The following is a 23,753-nucleotide window of genomic DNA, read 5'->3' as shown; positions in this document are numbered from 1 at the left end:
CTATATTTACGAAATGAACTTCCTTTCACATTTTTATTTCGACAGAAACACAACTGATGCAAATATTGTAATGGGAACTGTTTTGCCAGATTTAATTAAAAATGCAGCAAAGGATGCAAATTTATATCCTCAAAAAAATGAGTTTTTATTTATCGGAAACCCCGATGAAGAAAATTTATTAGCAGGGTGGAAACGCCATTTGGCAGTAGATTTACACTTTCATTCTTCTCCATTTTTCTTTGCAAAAACAGCAGAATTAAAACAACTCCTAATTCCTATTTTAGAAAACGCTGTTATTAGACCATCATTTTTAGCACACATCGGCTTAGAATTACTTTTAGATCATCTTTTGATTGAGCATAATCTAATTCAGGTGCACCATTTTTATGATAAATTAATTGCTGTTAAAAAGGAATATTTAAGTGATTTTCTTGATCATTGCGGCTTGAAAAATCCTGATATTTTCTTTAAATTTCTGGAGCAGTTTATCAGTAGTAAATATTTATTAAGCTATCAAAAGCTCGATAACATCAGCTATGCCCTAAACAGAATTTGTATGCGGTTATGGCCTGAAACCTTAAACGAACATCAGCTCAATCAGCTTACGCTTCAACTGAGTTTATTTAAAGAAAAACTGGAAAAGGATTTTATGGATATTTTTGAAGAAATAGAATCAAAACTCGCCTAACTTATCATTAAGCAATCTAAACATCCCTGCTTTTTTTATCTTTGTGTTATGTCGCTATTTGCAGTAAAAGAAGAAATGGATGCATTAGTATCCGAATTAAACCAGCATAATTACAATTATTATGTTTTGGCAATGCCGACTATTGGCGATTTTGAATTTGACAAAAAACTCAAACATCTTGCAGAATTAGAACTGGCAAACCCAGATTTCGCTGATCCAAATTCCCCAACGCAGCGAGTTGGTGGCGACATCACGAAAAATTTCCTTACAGTTCAGCATAAATATCCAATGCTCTCGCTAGGGAACACTTATAATGAGCAAGATTTACGTGATTTTGACGAGCGCATTAGAAAAGCTATTGGTGATAATTTTGAATACGTTTGCGAACTTAAGTTTGATGGACTATCCATTAGCCTCACCTATGAAAATGGCAAGCTTTTAAGGGCTGTAACCAGAGGTGATGGAACTAAAGGCGATGAGGTAACCAATAATGTAAAAACGATACATACCATACCGCATCAAATTAAAACAAAAACTGCACCCGAACATTTCGAAATAAGGGGTGAAATATTTATGCATAAGGCAGCTTTTTTAAGGCTGAATGCTGCCCGCGAAGAACTTGGGGAAATTCCTTATGCTAATCCAAGAAATTTTGCATCGGGCACGATAAAAATGCAAGATAGCAAGGAGGTAGCCAAACGTCCTTTGGATGGTTTTATTTACTTCCTTTACACAGATAAAAATGAATTTAAAAATCATTGGGAAAGTTTAAATGAAGTAAAAGATTGGGGATTTCATGTATGCGAGCACAACAGGCTTGTTAAAAATATTGATGATGTTTTAGCATTTATTCACCATTGGGAAAACGAACGTTTTAAGTTAAGCTACGATATTGACGGTATTGTAATTAAAGTAAACAGTTATGCTCAGCAGCAGGAATTAGGTTTTACGGCCAAATCTCCACGTTGGGCAATATCTTATAAGTATAAGGCTGCAGAGGTAGAAACTATACTCGAGAAAGTAACTTACCAGGTTGGGCGTACCGGTGCAGTTACGCCGGTTGCAAATTTAAAGCCTGTTTTACTTGCCGGCACAACCGTTAAAAGAGCAACTTTGCATAATGCCAATGAAATTGAACGATTAGATTTGCACGAAGGCGATACAGTTTTTGTTGAAAAGGGAGGCGAAATTATCCCTAAAATAATTATGGTAAATGTTGATAAACGCAAAAGTGGCGCTGAAAAAATTCATTATCTCAAAAACTGCCCGGAATGCGGAACCGAGCTTATTAGAAAAGAGGGCGAAGCAGTACACTATTGTCCGAACGATGAAGGGTGTCCGCCACAAATTGTAGGTAAAATACAACATTTTATTTCTCGCAAAGCGATGAATATTGATGGTTTGGGTGATGAAACTATTGAAACTTTCTACAAAAATGGATTGGTAAATCACATCAGCGATTTATATACTTTGCATGAAAAGGCTGTACAACTAAAATCGCTGGATAGATTTGGGGAACGCTCAATTGAAAACATGCTAAGTGGTATTGAAAAATCTAAACTTATGCCTTTTGAAAAAGTGCTTTTTGGTTTAGGTATTCGGTATGTTGGCGAAACAGTTGCAAAGAAACTTGCTGCAGGCGTTAAAAATATCGACAAGCTAGCTAACGCAACTGTTGAAGAATTAACTGCGATAGATGAAATCGGCCAGCGTATTGCGGAAAGCATTGTTGAGTATTTTGGAAATACGGAGCATTTGAAGCAGATAGAATTATTAAAAATAGCCGGATTGGCCTTCGAAATTGAAGAAAAGGTAATTACGCTCGACAGCGATACACTTATTGGAAAAACATTCGTAATTTCGGGCGTTTTTGAAAAATATAGTCGCGATGAGCTGAAGGATTTAATCGAAGCAAATGGCGGCAAAATTTTAAGTGGTATTTCCGGCAAACTCGATTATTTCGTTGCCGGAGATAACATGGGACCATCGAAACTAGAAAAGGCTACAAAATTAAAAGTTCCAATTATAAGCGATGAAGAGTTGCTTGGAATGTTAGCAAAATAAGCGCTTAAGGTAAAATATTAATTATTATGAGACACATCCTAAACGGGGATTTATAATCAAAAGGAACACGTAGGTAAAAAATTGCCTATGTTAAACAAAAACAATATATCAATAATGAACAAATTTCAGGGTACTGGTGTAGCCTTAGTTACACCTTTTAACACAGATGGACAAGTTGATTATAAAGGTTTAGAAAACCTGATTAATCATTTGGTGGACGGCGGGGTAGATTACCTCGTTTCTTTAGGCACAACCGGCGAAACTGCCACAATGACTAAGGAAGAGAAGAAGAAGGTGTGGGCTTTTACCGCTGAAATTAACAACAACAGGCTGCCTTTAGTTGCCGGTATTGGTGGCAACAATACGCTTTCAGTTGCTGAAGACTTTAAAGCCTTTGATACAACAGGTTATTCTGCAATTTTATCTGTTAGCCCCTACTACAATAAGCCAACACAAGAAGGAATTTATCAGCATTATAAATATTTAGCTGAAATATCTCCCCTGGATTTAATTCTTTACAATGTTCCCGGGCGTACAATGAGCAACATGAGTCCGGAAACGACTTGCAGACTGGCGCACGATTTTAAAAACATCATTGCAACCAAAGAAGCATCAGGAAGTTTCGATCAGTTTAACCAGATAATGCGAGACAAGCCGGAAGATTTCTTATTGATTTCTGGTGACGACCCTATCACTTTACCTATGATTGCTTTAGGTGCAAGTGGTGTTATTTCGGTAATTGCAAATGCGATTCCAAAACCTTTTACCGATATGGTTAATTTATGTTTACAAGGCGATTTCCGAACGGCTAACCCTTCACATTTAAGTTTGGTTGAATTTACGCGTTTGGCTTTTGCAGAAGGAAATCCGGCAGGAATTAAAGCGGCTTTAAAACATTTAAATGTTTGTGGAGATACAGTAAGATTGCCATTGGTAAAGGCTTCGGCAAGTTTAGAACAGCAAATCATTGCAGAACTTGAGAAGATAAATCAACCCGCATAATCAAATTTTAATTATATAGAAAAGGCTTCCAGATTGAGTTTGGAAGCCTTTTTCATTTAATAAGATTACTTAAACAACATTGGCGTAAATTCGGATAAGTAATCTCTCCAGTTAGACCAGGTATGTCCGCCTTCGCTTTCTTTATAATCATATTTAAAGCTCATGCCATCAAGCTTCTTTTTAAAGTCGCTCACATTCTTATATAAAAAATCGGTTTTACCGATGGCAATCCAATATAACTTATAGCCATTTTTCTTTTGTGCTTCAAGTTTCAAATCCAAATCTTTATATATTGGGCTATTTGCACTGGCAGGAGGTAATATTGCCGGAGAAAATAAACCTACATAACCAAAAGTTTTAGCGTAGTTTGCTGAGATATAAAGCGAGTGAAATCCACCCATTGATAATCCTGCAATTGCCCTGTCATTCTGATTTTTTCCGGTTCGATAGTTTTTCTCAGTGAAATCAATAATTTCCTTAAAGTAAGATTCCATATCGCCATTAAATACATCAGGTGTCATCATAATCGGTTTGTATAATCCTTTTGAAGATTCACCTGGGGCAGCCGTATTACTAGTGTGTCCATTAGTCATTACAACAATCATTGGCTTCGCTTTGCCCCCGGCGATTAGGTTATCCAATATCTGCGATGCTCTACCAAGTTGCATCCAGGCCTCTTCATCACCACCAACACCATGTAACAGGTATAAAACAGGATAATTTGTTTTAGATGCCTCGTAGCCTGGTGGCGTATAAACGGTAAGTCGGCGGTTGGTTTTTAGACCGGCAGATTCATACCAACGTTTTGCTACTGTTCCATGCGGCACATCTTTAACCATGTATAAATCTGCTTTACCATTTCCCACTAAAAACACGTTTACAACAGAAGAAACATCCCGTATGAGATAAACATTATTTGGGTCGCGTATTTTCAATCCATCAACAATAAAACTATAACTGTAAAGCTCTGAAGGTAAAACTGCTGAAGTGTATGACCAAACGCTGTCTGTCCCTAATTTTAACTGTTCAACTGAAGGTCCATTTGGTTTTGAAGCCAAAAAATCACCATGTATTTCAACCTTTTTAGCATTTGGTGCCTTAAGACGAAACGTAAATGTTCCATCAGCATTCGCTTGAGGAGAAATGACCTCTTTCTGCCGGCCAAAATTTAAATTCTCTTGAGCATAAACCAATTGTGTGCTTAAAAGCAGCAATAGTAGAATTATTTTTTTCATGATTGGATTAGTGACTTTAAATAAAGTTAATGATTTATATATTCAATAATGTAGAGATAAGTAAATCACCACAACAATTAATAAAATACATGGCAATAACCAGATTTATAAACCTGATAGACTTACTGATTAAAAATTCCATTACAAAAGAAAAGGCCTCCTGATGTTCAAGAGGCCTTCAATGTATAATATTTTAATCGCCTAAGCTTTGTTTTTAGTATCCTGTACTTCTAAACGAATAGCCTGCGCTAAGTTTTTCAAATCTTGCATGCCTTTACGTACACGCGTTCCAGCTGCACTGTTACCTTTGTTATAGAATTTGTCTGCGTCAGCTTCCAAAGCTGCAACTAAACTTTTTACTTCTTCAAATTTTTTCATGTTTAAATGCTCCTGTAATTTTAGGTTTTTAGTTTTAATTTAATTCGTGTATCTAATTTAATGTGTTTAATTAAATAAAAAAACTTTTAACATGATAAAAAAACCACTTTAAACTGCTTTTTATCCACATTTATCGTGTTTATAAACAATTAAATCACAAAAAAATAATCCAATTAGTTAATTTTCAGATTATTATAAAAAATTTAAAGCAAAAAATGCCCTTTAAACTGAATTAAAGGGCATGTATTTTATCTATAAAATGCTATACTATGGCAAATTGATTTTCTTTGTAATAGCCATTTTCTAATTTCTCACCAACTTCGCTAAAAGCATCTAATGTACGTTGTACATCTTCAAGTGTATGCACTGCAGTAGGAATTAATCGCAATTCAATCATTCCTTTCGGGATAACCGGATAAACTACAATTGAACAGAAAATGCTGTAATTCTGACGTAAATCAAAAGTAATTGCTGTAGCATCGCTCAGCTCACCCTTTAAAAACACAGGCGTTACAACAGAATCAGTAACCCCTAAATCGAAACCACGCTCACGAAGACCTTTTTGCAAAGTCATTGCAATTTCCCAAAGCTTATCTTTTAATTCAGGCTTGCTTTTTAACAATTCCAGGCGTTTTAATAAGCCAATTACCATTGGCATTGGTAAAGCTTTAGCAAATGTTTGAGAACGCATGTTGTACCTCAAGAAATTGGTAATTTCTTCTGTTGATGCCACAAAAGCACCAATACCAGCCATTGATTTAGCAAAAGTACCGAAGTAAACATCAATTCCTTCAATACAATCCTGAGCTTCGTGTGTTCCGGCACCGGTTTTACCCATTGTACCAAAGCCATGCGCATCATCTACAAGGATTCTGAAATCGAAATCCTTTTTCAATTCGACAAGCTCTTTTAATTTACCTTGTGCACCACTCATTCCAAAAACACCTTCGGTAATTAATAAAATACCACCGCCTGATTCTTTTGTTAATTTAGTTGCACGTTCTAATTGCTTTTTTGCACTATCGATATCATTGTGTTTATACACAAATCTTTTACCCATGTGCAAACGTAAACCATCGATAATACAAGCGTGAGATTCTGCATCATAAACAATAACATCATTTCTATCAACCAAAGTATCGATGATAGAAACCATTCCCTGATAACCATAGTTTAACAAAAAGGCATCGGGTTTACCCACAAAGGCAGCAAGTTCTTGCTCCAATTGCTCATGATATTTCGAGTTACCACTCATCATACGAGCACCCATCGGATAAGCCATCCCAAATTGTGCTGCTGCTTCTTCATCTGCCTTTCTTACCTCTGGATGATTAGCTAAACCTAAGTAGTTGTTTAAACTCCAAACCAAATGCTCTTTACCTTTAAACTGCATGTGTGGTGCAATTTCTCCTTCCAATTTAGGGAAAGAAAAATACCCATGAGACCATTTTTGGTGTTGACCAAGCGGGCCCATGTGCTTTGCTATTTTCTCAAATATATCCAATGTATTATGTGTTATTATTTGTATTAAAATTTTGCGAATTTACGGTTTATTCGGCTTAAAATCAACTCAATTCATCGCTAAGATGTCAATTATAAAAATTTAACATTTTAACCTTACGCCAAAAAGGCCCCGATACATCGGAGCCTTAAATTTATGCTTTGATTAAATTAATCAACATTATCATGAAGAAACGAGTTATTAGGTCTAATCTCCGTTCCCCCATCCTGGTCGTTACTTAATGTAAAGCGACTAACCTGAGACTCAGAAGAATGTTGAACCTGCTGTAACTGCATTTGCTTGCGTTTGTAAGCTGGCTCGTTTTCCAGTTCTTGCAATCCATTAGTTGTACGCAGTTTCATACTCAAATCTTTTAAGCGCATAATGCGCTCTTTTGATTTTTTCAACTGCTCTTCTACTGATTCATCATTTTGATTATCATCTAAACCAACTACCGGTAATTCAGGTTCCGGCTCTGGCATTCTCGGTGCCTCTACAACAGGGGTTTCAAAAACGTATTCTGTTTCTGCAAGTTTTATTTCAAACTCAAAACCTTGTTCTGTAGGCGCTTCTGCTTGTGGCTCTTCCTCAATTAATGTATGGCGAACAATTTCATTTTCTGGTTCCTGATATTTTGGTGCTTCTGCCTTGTTAAACATGCCGCCAAATAAATCAACTTGTGGTGCCTCTTCTTTCAATTTCATTACAGGCTCGGCTACTGGCGCAGCTTTAGGCTGAATAAATGAATTAACAGGCTCAACAGGACGAACCAAAGGCGCTTCTTCAGGTGTTAATAAAGAGATTTTCTTTTTGTTTTTCTCTTCATGTACACGCTCATCAGAAGTTTGGAAACCTGTTGCAATAATGGTAACCGATAATTTATCTTCTAAAGTTTCATCTGTACAATTACCCCAGATTAAATCTGCAGATAAACCTGCTTTTTCCTGTATGTAATCGGTAATGATAGATACCTCATCCATGGTAACTTCACGAGCACCAGAGCTGATGTTCAATAAAATATAACGGGCACCTTCAATTTCATTATCCTTTAAAAGTGGAGATGCTAAAGCACCTTCTACCGCTTGTAAAGCTCTGTCCTCACCTGCAGATGCATGGCTACCCATGATGGCTACACCGCTTTCTTTCATTACGGTACGCACATCTTTAAAATCCACGTTGATATATCCCGGAACAGTGATAATTTCAGCAATGCCTTTCGCAGCAGTTGTTAAAATATCATCAGCCTGACCGAAAGCTGAACCTAAAGTAAGGTTTCCAAAAATCTCGCGTAATCTATCGTTAGAAATGACCAGGTAAGAATCGACATATTTTTTTAGCTCTTCCAAACCTTCATCAGCTTGCAATCTTCTGCGTTTTCCTTCAAAAGAGAAAGGTGTGGTAATAATTGCAACTGTTAATATATCAAGTTCTTTTGCAGCTTTCGCAATGATTGGGCTTGCTCCTGTACCAGTACCACCACCCATTCCGGCAGTAATAAATAGCATTTTAGTTGTACTACCAAGCATAGCTTTAATATCATCGATATTCTCAATCGCTGAGTTTTTACCAACTTCAGGAATTGATCCTGCACCCATCCCTTCGGTTAAGCTAGCACCCAATTGAACCTTATTAGGTATAGGACTAGACTCCAAAGCCTGAGCATCGGTATTACAAATAATAAAGTCTACACCCGTTATTCCTGACAGGTACATATGGTTTACTGCGTTGCCGCCACCGCCTCCAACACCAATTACTTTGATGATTGATGACTTATCTTTTAACATTTCGAACTGCATATTCTTATGAATCAGTTGTTTAAAATTTTTTAAATTCTGTTCATTACTCCATGTAATATTAACACTTTTTCAACAGACGTTTTCCACAAGTGTGCATAATGTGGAAAACTCTTTGCATGTTGAAAAAAATTAACCTTTCAAGTAATCTTCATCACTTACATCCATATCATCCTGGATGAAAATTCTAGCTTTACCTAGCAGTTTATCGAACAAACCTGGTCCGCTTTTGGCTTTTTCTTTAATTGGTTTCGATTTATCAACGATAACCGTACCTTTTCTAATTTCTATTTCCTGCTCTTCGGCTCTTTGAATACCCTTGATTAATAAACCCACACTGGTTGCATACATCGGGCTTTTTAAATCGTCATAAATGGTTTTTGGCATATCCTCATATTTAGATAAATGCTCATTTGGGTAACCAATACGGCAATCTAAACCTGTTACATACTCAACCGCCTGAGATAAATGTTTAAGTAAAGCACCACCACCGGTTATTACAATACCACCAATCAATTTTTTCTCGTATCCTGAAGATTTGATTTCGTAATAAACATGCTCAATAATTTCTTCCATTCTAGCCTGGATAACATAAGCCAAGTTTTTTACAGAAATTTCTTTAGGCTCTCTACCTCTTAATCCGGGAACACAAATAATTTCATTTTCCTTATTCTCTTCGGCCAAAGCAGAACCGAAACGTGTTTTTAACAATTCGGCCTGGTTACGCATAACGGAACAACCCTCTCTGATATCTTCGGTAACGCTGTTTCCACCGAAAGGAATAACTGCTGTATGACGGATGATACCTTCGTGAAAAATTGCGATATCTGTTGTACCACCACCAATATCAACAAGTGCAATACCCGCTTCTTTTTCTTCATCGCTCAACACCGATTCTGAAGAAGCTAAAGGCTCAAGAATTAAATCCTGAGTTTGCAAACCTGCATTATTAACACATTTAATAATGTTTTTTACCGCCGTTACCTGACCAGAAATGATGTGGAAGTTAGCTTCAAGGCGCACTCCAGCCATCCCGATAGGATCTTTAATTCCCGGCTCATTATCAATAGTAAATTCTTGTGGCAAAACATGAATAATTTCTTCGCCCGGAGGCATAACCAGTTTAAACATATCATCAATTAACTTATCGATATCTTTTTTACCGATTTCGTTATTTAATTCCCTTCTGGTTAAAATACCACGGTGCTGCAAACTTTTAATGTGCTGCCCCGCAATACCAACGTTAACAACCTGAATTTCTACATTCGATTGCCCGCTGGCGATTTCAACTGCCTGCATAATACCTTGCACGGTTTTCTGAATATTAGAAACCACACCCCTCGTTACACCTGCCGATTCGGCTTTGCCGATTCCTAATACTTCAATTTTACCATGCTGTGTTCTGCGGCCTACAATAACACAAATTTTTGTAGTGCCGATATCCAGGCCTACTACAATTGGAGACTGACTAGTATGTTTTGCCTTGTCCATATTCGTTAATTTTGTTGAGTTTTATATAATGTTTTTCTAAGGGATCTATTTGTTTTTTTTCTCTTTATTCGTTTTCTGATTTGCATCAGTTTTTGGTTTCGTAGTTACCACAGGCTTTACAGTTGTAGTCTTTTTAACTTCTTCTTTCTTAGGCTCTGCTTTTTTAACCTCAGGTTTTGCAATCACTTTTGGTTTTTCCTTTTCAGGCTCTTTTTTAATTACAGTTTTAGCAGGCTCGGGTTTTGTTGCAATTGGCTTTGAGGCTGCAGTGGTTTGTTTCTGTTCATCTGTACGCTCGTCCGCATCATCAGCCATCGATTTGCCGATTGCGGCTCTTACTAAAGAATCTGCAACTTTTCTACTAATGCTTAAACTATCAACTGCGGTTAGTTTTCTAGCCTGCTTTGCGATTAACGACGAATCACGTTTTTCGCAGATAATTTGGTTCGTATATTTTATATTGATGGTACGGTAGGTTTCCCAGCCAACCTGAGGCATCGCTTTTTTATAAAAAATCAAAAGATTTTTCATCTTGATATCTAGCGAATCGGCATTACCTAAAATGATACGTTGGTTACCCACCCTTGGAATAAGTTCGATATCATTTTTTAAATCCACTGTAATTTGTTCGATTTGGTTATCCCAAAGGGTATCTCTTTTCATGTACTGAGCCGTTTTGTATAAATCTCTAGCCATCTGGGTTCTCAAAGTATCAACCCTTGTACCAAATACTTCCTGGATATTGCCTGTAGCAACAAGTACATTGGCTGTAAAGTTTGGCGAAATCGGCATTTTCAGTCCATCATTATCAATATAAAAATCCTGGCCGCTATTATTTAAAATTCTTAAAACCGGCTGACGCTGCTTAATCTCGATATTCAGCACTCCATCCATATCTACAAAAACCTTTGCAAAGCCTATGTATGGGTTAGCCTGAAGTTTCTTTTCTATCTGATGAATGTTAATCTGCTCTAAATTTCTGCCGACTAAAACGCCCTGATCTTCACGTAAAATCTGGTCTACTTCTTCTCTCTCAATAAAATTATCAGCGCCCGGAATTAATATTTTAACGTTTGTACATTTAACCGTTTGCTTTTTAACATTAATAAAACTTAAAAGCACCACAACGCCTACCAAGCCTACAAGCCAGGCAAACCCAGTAAAAATTGTGCTCCAGTTTGTCCGATTAAACATTGGTTAAAGTGTTTTTTATTGGTTCAATTAAAGTATCAACATCGCCTGCGCCAACAGTTAAAATCAGCTCGGGATTTGTATTTTTTATATAGTTAACTACCGCATCTTTTTCAATTATCTTTTTATTTTCTAAGCTGATTTTGCTTAATAAAAAAGATGCATCTATGCCTTCGATCGGTAATTCCCTTGCAGGATAAATGTGTAAAAGCAGTAATTCATCTGCGGTAGATAAAACCTTTGCAAATTCATCAGCAAAATCTCTTGTTCTGGTAAATAAGTGGGGCTGAAAAATTACTGTCAGTTTTTTTTCAGGATATAATTGCCTAACGGCATCGAAGCAGGCTTTTAATTCTTCAGGATGATGCGCATAATCATCAATATAAATCTGATGATTGTTGTTTACAATATACTCGAAACGACGTTTCACACCTTTAAAATTTGCCACGGCTGCTTTAATCTTTTCAGCATCAATACCAAGTTTTAAAGCAATTGCGATGGCCACAGTTGTATTGGCCACATTGTGTTTTCCTGGCAACATCAGGCTTAAATCCTTAATTGTATGATGCTCATCTGCATAATCAAACACGAACTTGTGTCCTTCAACCCTTAAATTTTCTGCTCTTGCTGTTGCAGAATTACTTACTGCATAACTAATAGAATTATCTAATGGTAAACCTTCGTGAGCGAACAAAATGCCATTTGGTTTTAACTGACCAGCAAACAAATGGAAAGATTCTTCCAATTGGCTTTTATCGCCATAAATATCTAAATGGTCGGCATCCATAGAAGTGATTACCGCTACATCAGGATGCAAGGTTAGGAAAGACCTGTCATATTCATCGGCCTCTACAACCACAACATTATTGTTTCCAAATAATACGTTGCTGTTATAGTTACTGGTAATGCCACCTAAAAAAGCAGTACAATCATAGCCAGTATCTTTTAATAAATGCGCTACTATTGATGAGGTAGTTGTTTTACCATGCGTACCGGCAACAGCAATACAAAACATACCCTTGCTGATAATGCCTAAAACTTCAGAACGTTTTTTTAAGCTGAAACCCTTATCAATGAAATGATTTAATATTTCTGAATGTTTAGGAATTGCAGGTGTGTAAACCACCAAACTATCATCGTTCTTATTTAAAAATGAAGAGGGTAAAGTGGAAATTTCATCTAAATAGGAAATTGAAATACCTTCAAGTTCCAAAGTTTCGGTTAGCTTGGTTTTGGTTTTATCATAACCACAAACAGTTAAACCTCGTTTAGCAAAATAACGGGCAAGCGCACTCATACCGATGCCACCGATACCTACGAAATAAACCCTATTTATTTTACTTAATTCCATGCTTTGATTTATGTTTTTTGAATAACCACTTACAACAATTAGATGTTATAAATGTGATTCTTAATTCCTTGTTTCTTTTATCAGTTTTAATACTTCTTTAGCAATAATTTCATCTGCCATTGGCAGCGCCATCTTCCCTATATTGTTCGCCAGTATTTCGCTATTTTCTTTATCATTTAATAGCTTTAAAGCTTCTGTTACTAAAGTATCTTCAGCAGAACGGTCGTTTATAAGCATTGCAGCATTATTTTTTACGAGCGCTAAAGCATTTTTTGTTTGATGATCTTCTGCAACATTTGGCGATGGCACCAAAATCACCGGTTTCTTAATCATACAAAGCTCGGCTATGGTTCCTGCGCCAGCCCTGCTGATAATTAAATCTGCAGCAGCGTAAGCTAAATCCATTCTGTTTAAAAACTCTAAAATCCTCACATTTGGATGATAGTTTAAACCCAGGCGTTCGATAATGCCTTTATAATAAAACTTACCCGTTTGCCAGATTACCTGAACATCTTGTGCTAGGATTTCCGGTAAATGCTTTTCAATCGCCTTATTTAAAGTTCCGGCACCTAAACTTCCGCCGGTTATTAATATGGTTTTTTTCTGCGGATCGAGTTTTAAAAGCTCAGCACCTGAATAATGCTTTCCTTTAATATCCACCACTTCTCCCCTTACCGGATTTCCGGTTTTCAAAATCCTGTCTGCCGGAAAGAAAGCATCCATGTCATCAAATGCAACACATATTTTTGAAGCCTTTTTACCTAACCATTTGTTGGTTACACCTGCGTAAGAATTTTGCTCCTGTATTAAATAAGGAATCCCTTTTAACGATGCCGCATACAACAAAGGTCCGGATGCATAACCACCCACGCCTACTACAGCATCGGGCTTAAAATCATTAATCAATTGCATCGCTTTGCTTACACTACCTAAAACCTTAAAGGGCAAAGCCAGGTTTTTCATAATAGAGCCACGTTGAATACCACTAATGTTTAAGCCTACAATTTTATATCCGGCAGCAGGAACTTTTTCCATTTCCATCCGTCCGTTTGCACCCACAAATAAAATTTCACAAGCAGGTACAATGCGTTTTAGCGCATTGGCAATGGCAACGGCGGGAAAAATGTGCCCGCCTGTGCCACCTCCTGATATGATAATTTTTGGGGAATTATTCATTTGTTATATTTAATTATTTTAAGATTACTGTTCCGTCATTGCAAAGCACGAAGCAATCTCTTTCTATTTATTTTTTTATTAATATTTCTACAAATTGGGTCGTTATGCTTCCTCGCATTGACGACTTTCCTTTAACCCATCGCTGGGATTTCTCCAACAATAACCTTATTGCTTATTTTTTCTTTATCGGGTGTTGCTTTACCTAAAACGTTCTCTTCAACATCGCGGCTAACGCTTAATATAATTCCAAAGGCCACACTTGTAAATATCATCGATGTACCACCCATACTTACTAATGGTAATGGAACACCTGTTACCGGACCTAAACCAACTGCTACCGCCATGTTTGCAAAGGCCTGAATGGTTAAACTAAAGCTTAAGCCTGCGGCAAGTAAAGCGCCGAATGCTTTGGGCGCCTTGGTTACAATTTTTATACATCGATATAAAAGCACCAGGTAAAGCATCATAATCACAATTCCCCCTAACGTTCCCCATTCTTCAATAATAATGGCAAAAATAAAATCAGAGTAAGGGTGTGGAAGGAAATTACGCTGTGTGCTGTTACCTGGTCCTTTACCAAAAACACCGCCGGTTGCCAAAGCAATTTTTGCCTGGTCGGCTTGAAAACTTTTATCAGAATGCACCAATTCCGGATGCAAAAATGTTTTAATACGCGATTTATAAGTTTCACTCCTCGGACCTAAAAACCCAACAAGTAATAATAAGACCAAACCACCTGCACAAACAATAGAGATTTGCTTGATGCTAATTCTGCCAATAATTAAAAGCAAAATACTTACGCCAAAAAGCATTAAAGCGGTTGACATATTTGCCAGGGCAATTAAAACAAAAACCGAACAAACCGAAGCCATAATCGGAATAAAAGACTCTTTTAAATCCTTGATATTTTCCTGCTTTTTGGTGAGCATTCGGGCTAAAAAGGTTATCAAAGCCAGTTTAGCTAAATCGGAGGTTTGAAAGGTTAAGCCAATAACCGGAATTTTAACCCAACGCGATGCATCATTTAAATTTGTACCAAATATTAAAGTGTATAACAATAATGGTATGGTTACAATCATCAAAATTTTGGATATGCCGGCGTAATACCTATAATCTAATAAGTGAGAAATGTAAATCATTCCAATACCCAGCAAAACAAAAATTAAGTGTTTTGTTAATAAAAGCTTTTCTACTGCTTCACCTTTTTTGTATGCCAATGTACCTGTAGCGCTGTAAACAGCCATTACAGATATTAGCGAAAGCAGGATGATGATTAACCAAATCCATCTATCGCCTTTTGTTTTATTTAGTAGAGCTTGCAACATACCGTTAACCTCCTTCTATAATTCTTTTACTGCCGCTTTAAACTGATTGCCGCGGTCTTCATAATTTTTGAACAAATCGAAGCTTGCACATGCCGGCGATAATAAAACAGCATCGCCACGTTTTGCAAGGTGGAAAGCAATTTGTGCGGCTTCCTCAGCTGAGAAAGTATTTACAATAACTTCCACATCATCTTCAAAAGCATCGTGAATACGTTTATTATCTTTACCTAAACATACAATCGCTTTCACTTTGCTTTTAACCAAATCTTTAAGCATGCTGTAATCATTGCCTTTATCTACGCCACCCATTATCAAAACCACATCAGTTGTCATGCTTTCTAAAGCATACCATGTAGAATTAACATTAGTTGCTTTACTATCGTTGATGAAATCAATTCCAGAGATTTTGGCCACATGCTCAAGGCGGTGTTCAATATTTTTGAAATTGCCCATACTCTCACGAATAGAATCATTTCTTAACTCTAAAACTTTAGCTACAATGCCCGAAGCCATAGAGTTGTAAATGTTATGCTTGCCTTGTAAGGCTAATTCTGTAATAGACATGGCTAGTTCGTTATTTGGTTCAATGTGTATGTGTATTGTATTATTTACTAAATCAGCACCGTTTTCTACCTCATTAATAATAGAAAAAGTGTAGGTTTTAGCGAGTGGTTGTACGCTCTGTAATGCCTTTAATGTTTCCTCATCATCAGCGCAGTAAATAAATGTATCTGCAGTGGATTGATTTTGAATGATGCGCATTTTGGAGGCAGCATAATTTTCAAGCTTGTAATCGTATCTGTCTAAATGGTCGGGTGTGATGTTCAGCAAAACAGCTATATCAGCTTTAAAATCAAACATATCATCAAGCATAAAGCTTGAAATCTCCAACACATACCAATCGAAATTTTCTGTTGCAACTTGTGCTGCAAAACTTTGTCCGATGTTACCTGCTAAGCCAACATTTAAACCTGCATTTTTTAAGATGTGATAAGTAAGTAAACTGGTCGTCGATTTACCGTTTGAACCGGTAATGCAAACGGTTTTAGCTTTAGTATATCGCTTTGCAAATTCAATCTCAGAAATAACCGGAATGCCTGATGCAACCAATTTTTTAATAATTGGCGCCGAAGGTGGAATGCCGGGGCTTTTGATCACCTGATTTGCATTTAAAATAAGTTCTTCTGTATGCTGTTCCGATTCAAATGGTACAGCTAACTTTTCAAGCTCGGTTTTATATTTATCAGCAATAGCACCAAAATCTGAAACAAAAACATCGAAACCTTGCTGTTGGGCAAGTTTAGCTGCACCAACTCCGCTTTCGCCTGCACCCAAAATTACAACACGACCCAGCCCTGCCATTGCTGAGGGACTAGTATTGGTTGTATTTTGATTAGTGCTCATTTTTAATTCTTTTATTAAACCACCTAAGACACCTTAGATAGACTTTTTACTTTCGACTTATTACTTTGTACTTTCTACTTTCAACTTTTAACTTTTTACTTTCAACTCTGTACTTCCCACTTAATCCCTATCTCAACTTCAAGGTTACAATCGTCATGATTGCGAGCATAATGCCTATAATCCAGAAGCGGGTAACAATTTTTGCTTCGTGATAGCCCTTTTTCTGGTAATGGTGATGCAAAGGCGACATCAGGAAAATCCTCCGGCCTTCGCCAAATTTCTTTTTTGTGTATTTAAAATAAGACACCTGCATAATTACTGAAACCAGTTCTATCAAAAACACACCACAAAGGATTGGAATCAAAAGTTCTTTACGAATCATAATCGCGAAAGAAGCGATAATTCCACCGATGGCTAAACTGCCGGTATCGCCCATAAAAACCTGAGCCGGATAAGAGTTATACCAAAGAAAGCCAACACAAGCACCTACAAATGCACCGGCAAAAATCATCAGCTCGCCCGAATTTGGGATGTACATAATGTTCAGATAATCTGCGAAGCCGGTATTTCCGGAAACGTAGGCTAAAATACCCAGGGTTGTACCAATAACGGCCGATGTACCAGTGGCAAGCCCATCAATACCATCGGTAATATTTGCTCCATTTGATACCGCGGTAATGATAAATACAGTAAAAGCTAAGAATACCAGAAATGCATATTTTTCATATCCCGGTCCTAAAAACTTAAGTACTTTGGCATAATCAAACTCATTATTTTTATAAAAGGGAATATTGGTTTTGGTTGATTTAACATCCTGCGTATAGTAAAAGGTTTCTCCTTTTTGGCGCAACACCATTGGCACAGAAGAGGTATTTTTTACATCATCTTTAACCGTTTGGCGAACCACAATATTCGGGTGAAAATACATGGTACAACCTACAATTATACCCAAACCCACCTGACCAACAACTTTAAATCTTCCGGCTAAACCTTCTTTATTTTTTTTAAAAACCTTGATGTAATCATCCAGAAAACCAATTGCTCCCATCCAGATGGTGGTAATAATCATTAGGATAACATACACGTTTGCGATGTTTGCAAATAACAATGTTGGAATTAAAATACCAAGCAGAATAATGATTCCACCCATAGTAGGCGTACCTTGTTTTTGCATTTGGCCTTCAAGCCCTAAATTTCTTACCGTTTCGCCAACTTGTTTAGTGTGCAGGTAATCAATTAATCTACGACCGTAAACAGTTGTGATAATCAGCGATAAAATAATGGAAACAGAGGCACGGAAAGTAATGTACTGAAACAACCTTAATCCAGGAATATCGTAATGCTTATGCAGGTATTCGAATAATAAATATAACATTAGCGGCGAGGGTTAAATTGTTCAAGTAATATTTCCTTATCATCAAAGTGGTTTCTCACACCATTTATTTCCTGGTATTTTTCGTGTCCTTTTCCGGCAATCAAAATAATATCTCCGCTTTGTGCTAAATGGCAAGCCGTTTTTATAGCTTCCTTTCTATCCAAAATGGATAAGGTTTTACGTTTGTTACTTGGCGAAACACCAACTTCCATATCATCAATTATGCTTTGCGGATTTTCAGTACGTGGATTATCGGAAGTAAGGATAACTTTATCGCTCCAATCACAGGCAACCTGAGCCATTATTGGTCGCTTGGTTTTATCTCTGTCGCCACCGCAACCTATAACAGTAATCACCTGTTCATTTCCCTTTCTAATGTCAGCAATGGTATTCAAGACATTTTGTACAGCATCCGGAGTATGTGCATAATCAACAATTCCGATTATTTTATCATCAGAAACGATATAATCAAAACGACCTTCAGCCCCGGTTAAACGGCTTAAAAGTGTTAAAACCTTTAATTTATCTTGCTCTAATAAAATTGCTGTACCATAAACCGCCAGTAAATTATAGGCGTTGAACGAACCGATTAATTTGAAATAAACATCTTCATTATCAATATCCAAATGCAAACCAGCGAAACCGTTTTCAACTATTTTAGCTTTAAAATCGGCAAGTTGTTTAAGCGCATAGGTTTTTTTATGAGCTTTGGTATTTTGCAACATCACCATACCGTTTTTATCATCAATATTGGTTAATGCAAAAGCAGATTTAGGCAGCATGTCGAAAAATGTTTTCTTTGCCTTTAAATAAGCATCGAAAGTTTTGTGAAAATCTAAATGGTCATGCGTAAGGTTAGAAAACACTCCCCCCGAAAAGGTTAAACCCTCAATTCTGTGCTGCGAAACTGCATGGGAGCTTACTTCCATAAAACAATAATCGCAGCCCGCATCTACCATATCTTTTAACAAATGATTTAATGCGACCGGGTTTGGAGTAGTATGTGTAGATGGAACAACTGTATTATTCACGAAATTTTCAACCGTAGAAATTAAGCCGGTTTTGTAACCTAAATCTTTAAACAGCTTATATAATATTGTAGCAATTGTTGTTTTACCGTTGGTACCGGTAATGCCTACTAGCTTAAGTTCTTTTGACGGATTACCGTAAAAATTGCCCGCCATAATGCCCAAAGCAACTGAAGTATTATCTACTTTAACATAGGTAACACTGTAATCTTCAATTTCCGGCAGGTTTTCGCAGATGATAACTGCTGCACCCTGAGATACCGTTTGACTAATATACTGATGACCATCTGCCGCCGTGCCAACGATTGCAAAAAACACATCATCTTTAGCAACTTTACGCGAATCAAAATTAAGTGCAGCAATTTCCCTATCGGTTTTGCCAACCAATTCTTTAATCGTTACACCATATAATAAATCCTGTAATTGCATATATTTTATTTTTGAATGATTGAAATCTGTGGACTCAAAGTCCTGAAATCCCAATCAGTCTTATATTTTAATCTAATTGTATATCTACCAATAATCCTTTGCTAACCTTCACACCTGCCTGTACGGATTGCCTGATAACTTTTCCAGAACCTGAAACCCTGGTCTTTAAACCTGCGTTACCTAAAAGATAAAGCGCATCCTTTAATCCCATTCCTGATACATTCGGCATAACACCTTTACGCTCGCTGTTTTCCTGGAAAATTGTTCCTGCACTGGTATCTATTGTATTGTAATATTCAGATTTAGAAGCAAAAAGTGGTTTAAAACCAAATGCTTTGTAAACTTTTTGAGTTGCTTTACTTTGTCCGGCTTTTGTTGGCGGATTGCCTGTATTACCTACCAACCTCGTTGGCACATCGTTATACATTTGCATGTCGCTGGCGTAAATTCTGTCAGCTATTTCTCTGAATACCGGTCCCGAAACCAAAGCACCGTAATAAGCACCTTTCGGGTCGTTAATCACCACAATCATCGAATATTTTGGCTTATCAGCAGGGAAATATCCTACAAAAGATGCCTGATATTGTCTGTTGGCCTTATAACCTTTATTGGCGTCAGCAACCTGAGCAGTACCTGTTTTACCTGCGATTTTATAAAGTGGGTTGTAAACAATCTGCTTTCCACTACCTTCAGTTACCACACCTTCGAGCATTTTTCTCATTTTGCTAAGGGTTTCATCCGAGCATATCTTTTCGTTGATTACTTTTGCTTTAAACTGCTCAATCGGATTACCTAATCTTCTGATTTCTTTTACAAAGATTGGCGCAATATATTTCCCGTTATTTGCAACCGCATTATAAAAAGAAAGCATTTTTAATGGCGTTAACTGCATCTCGTAACCATAAGCCATTTGTGGCAAAGTCATTTTTCCCCAGCTTTTATTTGTTTTTGGATTTTTAACAACTGGCATTGCTTCTCCAGGAATTTGGAGACCCATTTTTTCATTCAAACGCCAGTCATAGAGGTGGTCTGTAAATTTTATTGGATCAGCTCCATAATGCATGTTAATCAATTTAGCAATCGCTGCATTTGAAGATTCCTCGAAAGCTCTTTTAACTGTTACTGAAGTGACTACTGGGTGTGAATCTGTAATTAATTTTCCAGGAATCTGGTAATAACCTGTCCCTATCATTGTGTTGGTATCTACCAATTTATCTTCAAGTAAAGCCATATACGAGGCTAACTTAAATGTTGAGCCTGGATCTTGATTACCCGCAATAGCATAGTTAAATTTTTCCTTATAAATACCCTCTTCAACTTTTGAGAAATTAGCTACAGCTCTAATTTCTCCTGTTTCAACCTCCATTAAAATAGCCGTTCCATGGTCTGCTTTAGTTGCTATCAATTGTTTCTCTAATGCATTTTGAACTAAATCCTGCATATTAACATCGATAGTAGAAATAATATCGGCACCATCTTTCGGAGCTACTTCTTCTTCATCATTTACCGGAACATACACACCACCAGCAATACGCTGCATTAGCCTTTTACCGGTTTCGCCATTGATGTAGTTTGTATAAGCACCTTCTAAACCTACACCGTTTTTAACATTGGCATTTTTATATCCAATGGTACGGGCAGCCAATGCCTGAAAAGGCAAAATGCGTTTGTTTTGCTGCACAGCGATTAACCCACCGCTGAACTTACCTACGTTGTACAAAGGAAATGTTCTTACTGTTTTTAAATCCGAATAACTTACCTTACGGCGAATTAATAAGTAACGGGCACTGTCCGCACGACCTTTACGAAGCATTCGCGAATAATCTTTTGCAGATTTATCCTGAAAAATACCTGCAAGCTTAATGGCCAGCGAATCAACTTTTTCGTTAAAAATTTTATCATCTGCGATACCACCGGCAAACATATCCATGTGCAATTCATATTCCGGAACAGAGGTTGCCAGTAAACTGCCATCGTTTGAATATATGTTACCTCGAGTGGCCTCTACAGGTAAATATTTTGTGGAAAGACTATCAGCCATAGCTCTCCATTTATGCCCCTGTACAAATTGTACCTGGCCAAGGCGTAAAACTACCGCCAAAGCAAAAAGCACAATTAAGCCAAATGCCAGATATACACGAAGCAATATGTTTGCTCTAATATTCATCGCTTTTAACAATTATTTTTTTTGGAGGTTCTATTAATTCTTTTATGCCTAGTGTATCAACTTTTTTAGCCACTTCGGTTAGTTTGCTTTTAAACATCAACTCGGCTTTCATCGATTTATATTCCCACCTTAATTCTTTTACTTCTTTATTCAGCTTATCAATACGGCGAACATTATTTACTGCAAAATGGCTGTTAGCGATATAAATCATCCCTAAAAAAGCCAGAAAGCATAAAAACGGCAATGCATCTGTAGCCGCTTCTTTTGATATTACACCTTCTATAAAGAACTTACCTAAAAAGGTTTCTGCAAATTTTTTCTCTTCTTCAGTTTTTACCCGCTCAGTTTTTACCTTTTCTGTCTTTACCTTTAATTCAGGTTCAGGCCCTAACTCCTCTTCATCTTCTCTAAACCTGTTCATATCTTTTCAGCTATTCTTAACTTTGCACTCCGAGCCCGGTTATTTTGAGCAATCTCTTCTTCTGTAGCAACTATCGCCTTGCGTGTAATTACATTGAATGGTTTTTGCTGGTTACCAAAAAAATCTTTTTCAACCTCGCCCTGAAATTTACCTTTGGCCATAAAATTTTTTACAGGCCTATCTTCTAATGAATGATAAGACATCACCACCAAATGACCACCTGGCTTTAAAACCTCAGCCGCTTGCTGTAAAAAGTTTTCCAACACCTGGATTTCAGCATTAACTTCAATCCTCAAAGCCTGAAATACCTGCGCTAAATATTTGTTCTCTTTTCCTTTCGGGATGTATGTAGCGATTGCAGATTTAAAACTATCGATATCTGTAAATGGAGAATCTAAACGTGTCGTTACAATAGCTCTGGCTAGTGATTTAGCATTTTTAACTTCTCCATATATTCCAAAAATCTTATGAAGCTTATCTTCTGAGTAAGTATTTAAAACCTCAGCCGCGGTTAAACGTCCGTTTTTATCCATCCTCATGTCCAAATCTGCGTTAAAGCGAATAGAAAAGCCCCGTTCAGGAATATCAAACTGGTGAGAAGAAACGCCTAAATCTGCTAAAATGCCATCAACCTGTTTAAAGCCGTTTAAGCGCAAATTATTTTTAAGGAAACCAAAATTCTGATCGATAAAGATGAAACGATCATCTGCAGGAATATTTGCCTGCGCATCTGCATCCTGATCGAAAGCAATTAATCTTCCATTTTTACCAAGATGTTTCAAAATTTCTTTAGAATGACCGCCACCACCGAAGGTAACATCAACATAAACGCCATCGGGCTTAATATTTAAACCATCAATACAGGGCTGAAGCATAACAGGGATGTGGTAATTATTCTCCATCAAGGCCTCCTTTCTTTCCACCCATAACCTTTTGTGCTAATGCAGCAAAATTCTCTGGTACGTCATCAAAAATATCTTCGTATGATTTTTTATCCCAAACTTCGATTTTATCCAGCTGACCAGCTAAAACAACATCACTACTTAAGCCAGCATATTCTGCAAGCGATTTTGGAATTAAAACACGACCCGCAGCATCAAGATTAATTTCGGTTGCACCACGAGTAAACGAACGGATAAACATCCTAACCTCTGTGTCATAAGCATTCAATTTGCCTATTTCAACAAGCACTTTATCCCAAACAGATTTAGGATAAATAACAAGATTTTTCTCAAAACCGCGGTTAATAATAAATACATCTTTCTCATTTTCAGGCAATTGTTTCTTAAGCGCAGCAGGTACCATAAGGCGTCCCTTTGCGTCAAGTTTACAATCAAATTCACCTAAAAGTTGAGTCATAGCGGTGCTTACACTTTTTATGTAGTGTAAAAGTAAAGAGTTCTACCACTTTTTACCACTTTTTACCACAAAAAAGTTTTCCACATCACTTTTCTCCCACCGAAGACTAAAATACAGGGATTAAAAAACCCCTTTCAGCATTGATTAAATGGCTTATCGACTGATAAAAAGCCAGTTAGCTGACCCTGATTTTTTCGTCAGTTAAAAATTATTTTCATCATCAACGACTAAATATCCACCATTAATAAGGCAACAAATATACCTTCATGACAGTCGTTTTTGCCGAAATGTTATAAACATCATAACATTTGAGATTTCAGCTGTGCGAACATATTTTGTGTATAAATGTTATTATCAGATAATTATATTAAAATG

The 23,753-nt window shown here is 37.0% G+C and carries 19 protein-coding genes; 3 read left to right on the top strand and 16 right to left on the bottom strand.

Going from position 1 to position 23,753, the window contains the following annotated elements; genetic code table 11:
- Window positions 1–13: 13 nt before the first annotated feature.
- From LUA86_RS11380 to dapA, 3 genes are all read left to right on the top strand, one after another.
- Window positions 14–688 (top strand): ACP phosphodiesterase, encoded by a 675-nt coding sequence (locus tag LUA86_RS11380; RefSeq protein WP_231462020.1) that lies wholly within the window; start codon window positions 14–16, stop codon window positions 686–688.
- A gap of 48 nt (window positions 689–736) precedes the next feature.
- Window positions 737–2,752 carry an NAD-dependent DNA ligase LigA gene (gene ligA, locus LUA86_RS11375; RefSeq protein ID WP_231462011.1) on the top strand — a complete coding sequence of 672 codons (2,016 nt, stop codon included), beginning with the start codon at window positions 737–739 and terminating at the stop codon, window positions 2,750–2,752.
- 114 nt (window positions 2,753–2,866) lie between these two features.
- Window positions 2,867–3,754: a 4-hydroxy-tetrahydrodipicolinate synthase gene (dapA, locus tag LUA86_RS11370; RefSeq protein WP_231462009.1), complete on the top strand. Its 888-nt coding sequence runs from the start codon at window positions 2,867–2,869 to the stop codon at window positions 3,752–3,754.
- A 65-nt stretch (window positions 3,755–3,819) separates the two neighbouring features.
- On the opposite strand, the gene LUA86_RS11365 is transcribed toward dapA, so the two are convergent.
- The 16 genes from LUA86_RS11365 to mraZ all read right to left on the bottom strand — a co-directional run bounded on the left by LUA86_RS11365 (window position 3,820) and on the right by mraZ (window position 23,378).
- A complete protein-coding gene (locus LUA86_RS11365) occupies window positions 3,820–4,989 on the bottom strand; it encodes an esterase (RefSeq protein ID WP_231461997.1) in 1,170 nt (389 codons plus the stop codon).
- A 201-nt stretch (window positions 4,990–5,190) separates the two neighbouring features.
- Window positions 5,191–5,367 (bottom strand): hypothetical protein, encoded by a 177-nt coding sequence (locus LUA86_RS11360; RefSeq protein ID WP_010602932.1) that lies wholly within the window; start codon window positions 5,365–5,367, stop codon window positions 5,191–5,193.
- Window positions 5,368–5,629: 262 nt separating this feature from the next.
- Entirely contained in the window at window positions 5,630–6,871 is a 1,242-nt protein-coding gene (locus tag LUA86_RS11355; protein WP_231461994.1) for an aminotransferase class I/II-fold pyridoxal phosphate-dependent enzyme, read from the bottom strand.
- A 167-nt stretch (window positions 6,872–7,038) separates the two neighbouring features.
- On the bottom strand, window positions 7,039–8,664 hold the full coding sequence (gene ftsZ / locus LUA86_RS11350) for a cell division protein FtsZ (protein ID WP_231461987.1): 1,626 nt from the start codon (window positions 8,662–8,664) through the stop codon (window positions 7,039–7,041).
- Window positions 8,665–8,793: 129 nt separating this feature from the next.
- Complete coding sequence (ftsA, locus tag LUA86_RS11345) at window positions 8,794–10,152, bottom strand: cell division protein FtsA (protein WP_231461973.1); 1,359 nt, start codon at window positions 10,150–10,152, stop codon at window positions 8,794–8,796.
- Between the two features lie 45 nt (window positions 10,153–10,197).
- The gene (locus LUA86_RS11340) at window positions 10,198–11,346 is read right to left on the bottom strand and encodes a cell division protein FtsQ/DivIB (RefSeq protein ID WP_231461971.1); all 1,149 of its coding nucleotides are present in this window, start codon (window positions 11,344–11,346) and stop codon (window positions 10,198–10,200) included.
- Window positions 11,339–12,694: a UDP-N-acetylmuramate--L-alanine ligase gene (gene murC / locus LUA86_RS11335; protein ID WP_231461969.1), complete on the bottom strand. Its 1,356-nt coding sequence runs from the start codon at window positions 12,692–12,694 to the stop codon at window positions 11,339–11,341. Before murC ends, LUA86_RS11340 begins: the two co-directional genes overlap by 8 nt.
- Before the next feature lie 60 nt (window positions 12,695–12,754).
- Complete coding sequence (murG, locus tag LUA86_RS11330; protein WP_231461968.1) at window positions 12,755–13,870, bottom strand: undecaprenyldiphospho-muramoylpentapeptide beta-N-acetylglucosaminyltransferase; 1,116 nt, start codon at window positions 13,868–13,870, stop codon at window positions 12,755–12,757.
- A 131-nt stretch (window positions 13,871–14,001) separates the two neighbouring features.
- Entirely contained in the window at window positions 14,002–15,195 is a 1,194-nt protein-coding gene (locus LUA86_RS11325) for an FtsW/RodA/SpoVE family cell cycle protein (RefSeq protein WP_231461966.1), read from the bottom strand.
- Between the two features lie 15 nt (window positions 15,196–15,210).
- A complete protein-coding gene (gene murD / locus LUA86_RS11320) occupies window positions 15,211–16,599 on the bottom strand; it encodes a UDP-N-acetylmuramoyl-L-alanine--D-glutamate ligase (protein ID WP_231461963.1) in 1,389 nt (462 codons plus the stop codon).
- A gap of 127 nt (window positions 16,600–16,726) precedes the next feature.
- A complete protein-coding gene (gene mraY / locus LUA86_RS11315; protein ID WP_231461956.1) occupies window positions 16,727–17,974 on the bottom strand; it encodes a phospho-N-acetylmuramoyl-pentapeptide-transferase in 1,248 nt (415 codons plus the stop codon).
- Complete coding sequence (locus tag LUA86_RS11310) at window positions 17,974–19,431, bottom strand: UDP-N-acetylmuramoyl-L-alanyl-D-glutamate--2,6-diaminopimelate ligase (protein ID WP_231461954.1); 1,458 nt, start codon at window positions 19,429–19,431, stop codon at window positions 17,974–17,976. The genes mraY and LUA86_RS11310 overlap by 1 nt, the downstream gene beginning before the upstream one ends.
- A 67-nt stretch (window positions 19,432–19,498) precedes the next feature.
- Window positions 19,499–21,598, bottom strand: coding sequence for a penicillin-binding protein (locus tag LUA86_RS11305; protein ID WP_231461952.1), 2,100 nt, complete (start codon window positions 21,596–21,598; stop codon window positions 19,499–19,501).
- Complete coding sequence (locus tag LUA86_RS11300; protein WP_231461933.1) at window positions 21,588–22,019, bottom strand: FtsL-like putative cell division protein; 432 nt, start codon at window positions 22,017–22,019, stop codon at window positions 21,588–21,590. Before LUA86_RS11300 ends, LUA86_RS11305 begins: the two co-directional genes overlap by 11 nt.
- Entirely contained in the window at window positions 22,016–22,921 is a 906-nt protein-coding gene (rsmH, locus tag LUA86_RS11295) for a 16S rRNA (cytosine(1402)-N(4))-methyltransferase RsmH (protein ID WP_231461931.1), read from the bottom strand. Before rsmH ends, LUA86_RS11300 begins: the two co-directional genes overlap by 4 nt.
- Window positions 22,911–23,378 (bottom strand): division/cell wall cluster transcriptional repressor MraZ, encoded by a 468-nt coding sequence (gene mraZ, locus LUA86_RS11290; RefSeq protein ID WP_231461924.1) that lies wholly within the window; start codon window positions 23,376–23,378, stop codon window positions 22,911–22,913. The genes rsmH and mraZ overlap by 11 nt, the downstream gene beginning before the upstream one ends.
- Window positions 23,379–23,753: the final 375 nt, after the last annotated feature.

The organism is Pedobacter sp. Leaf132, from assembly GCF_920984695.1.
Taxonomy (GTDB): Bacteria; Bacteroidota; Bacteroidia; order Sphingobacteriales; family Sphingobacteriaceae; genus Pedobacter.
Note: the sequence above shows the minus strand (reverse complement) of the source record. Positions and strands in the feature narration are given on the sequence as shown.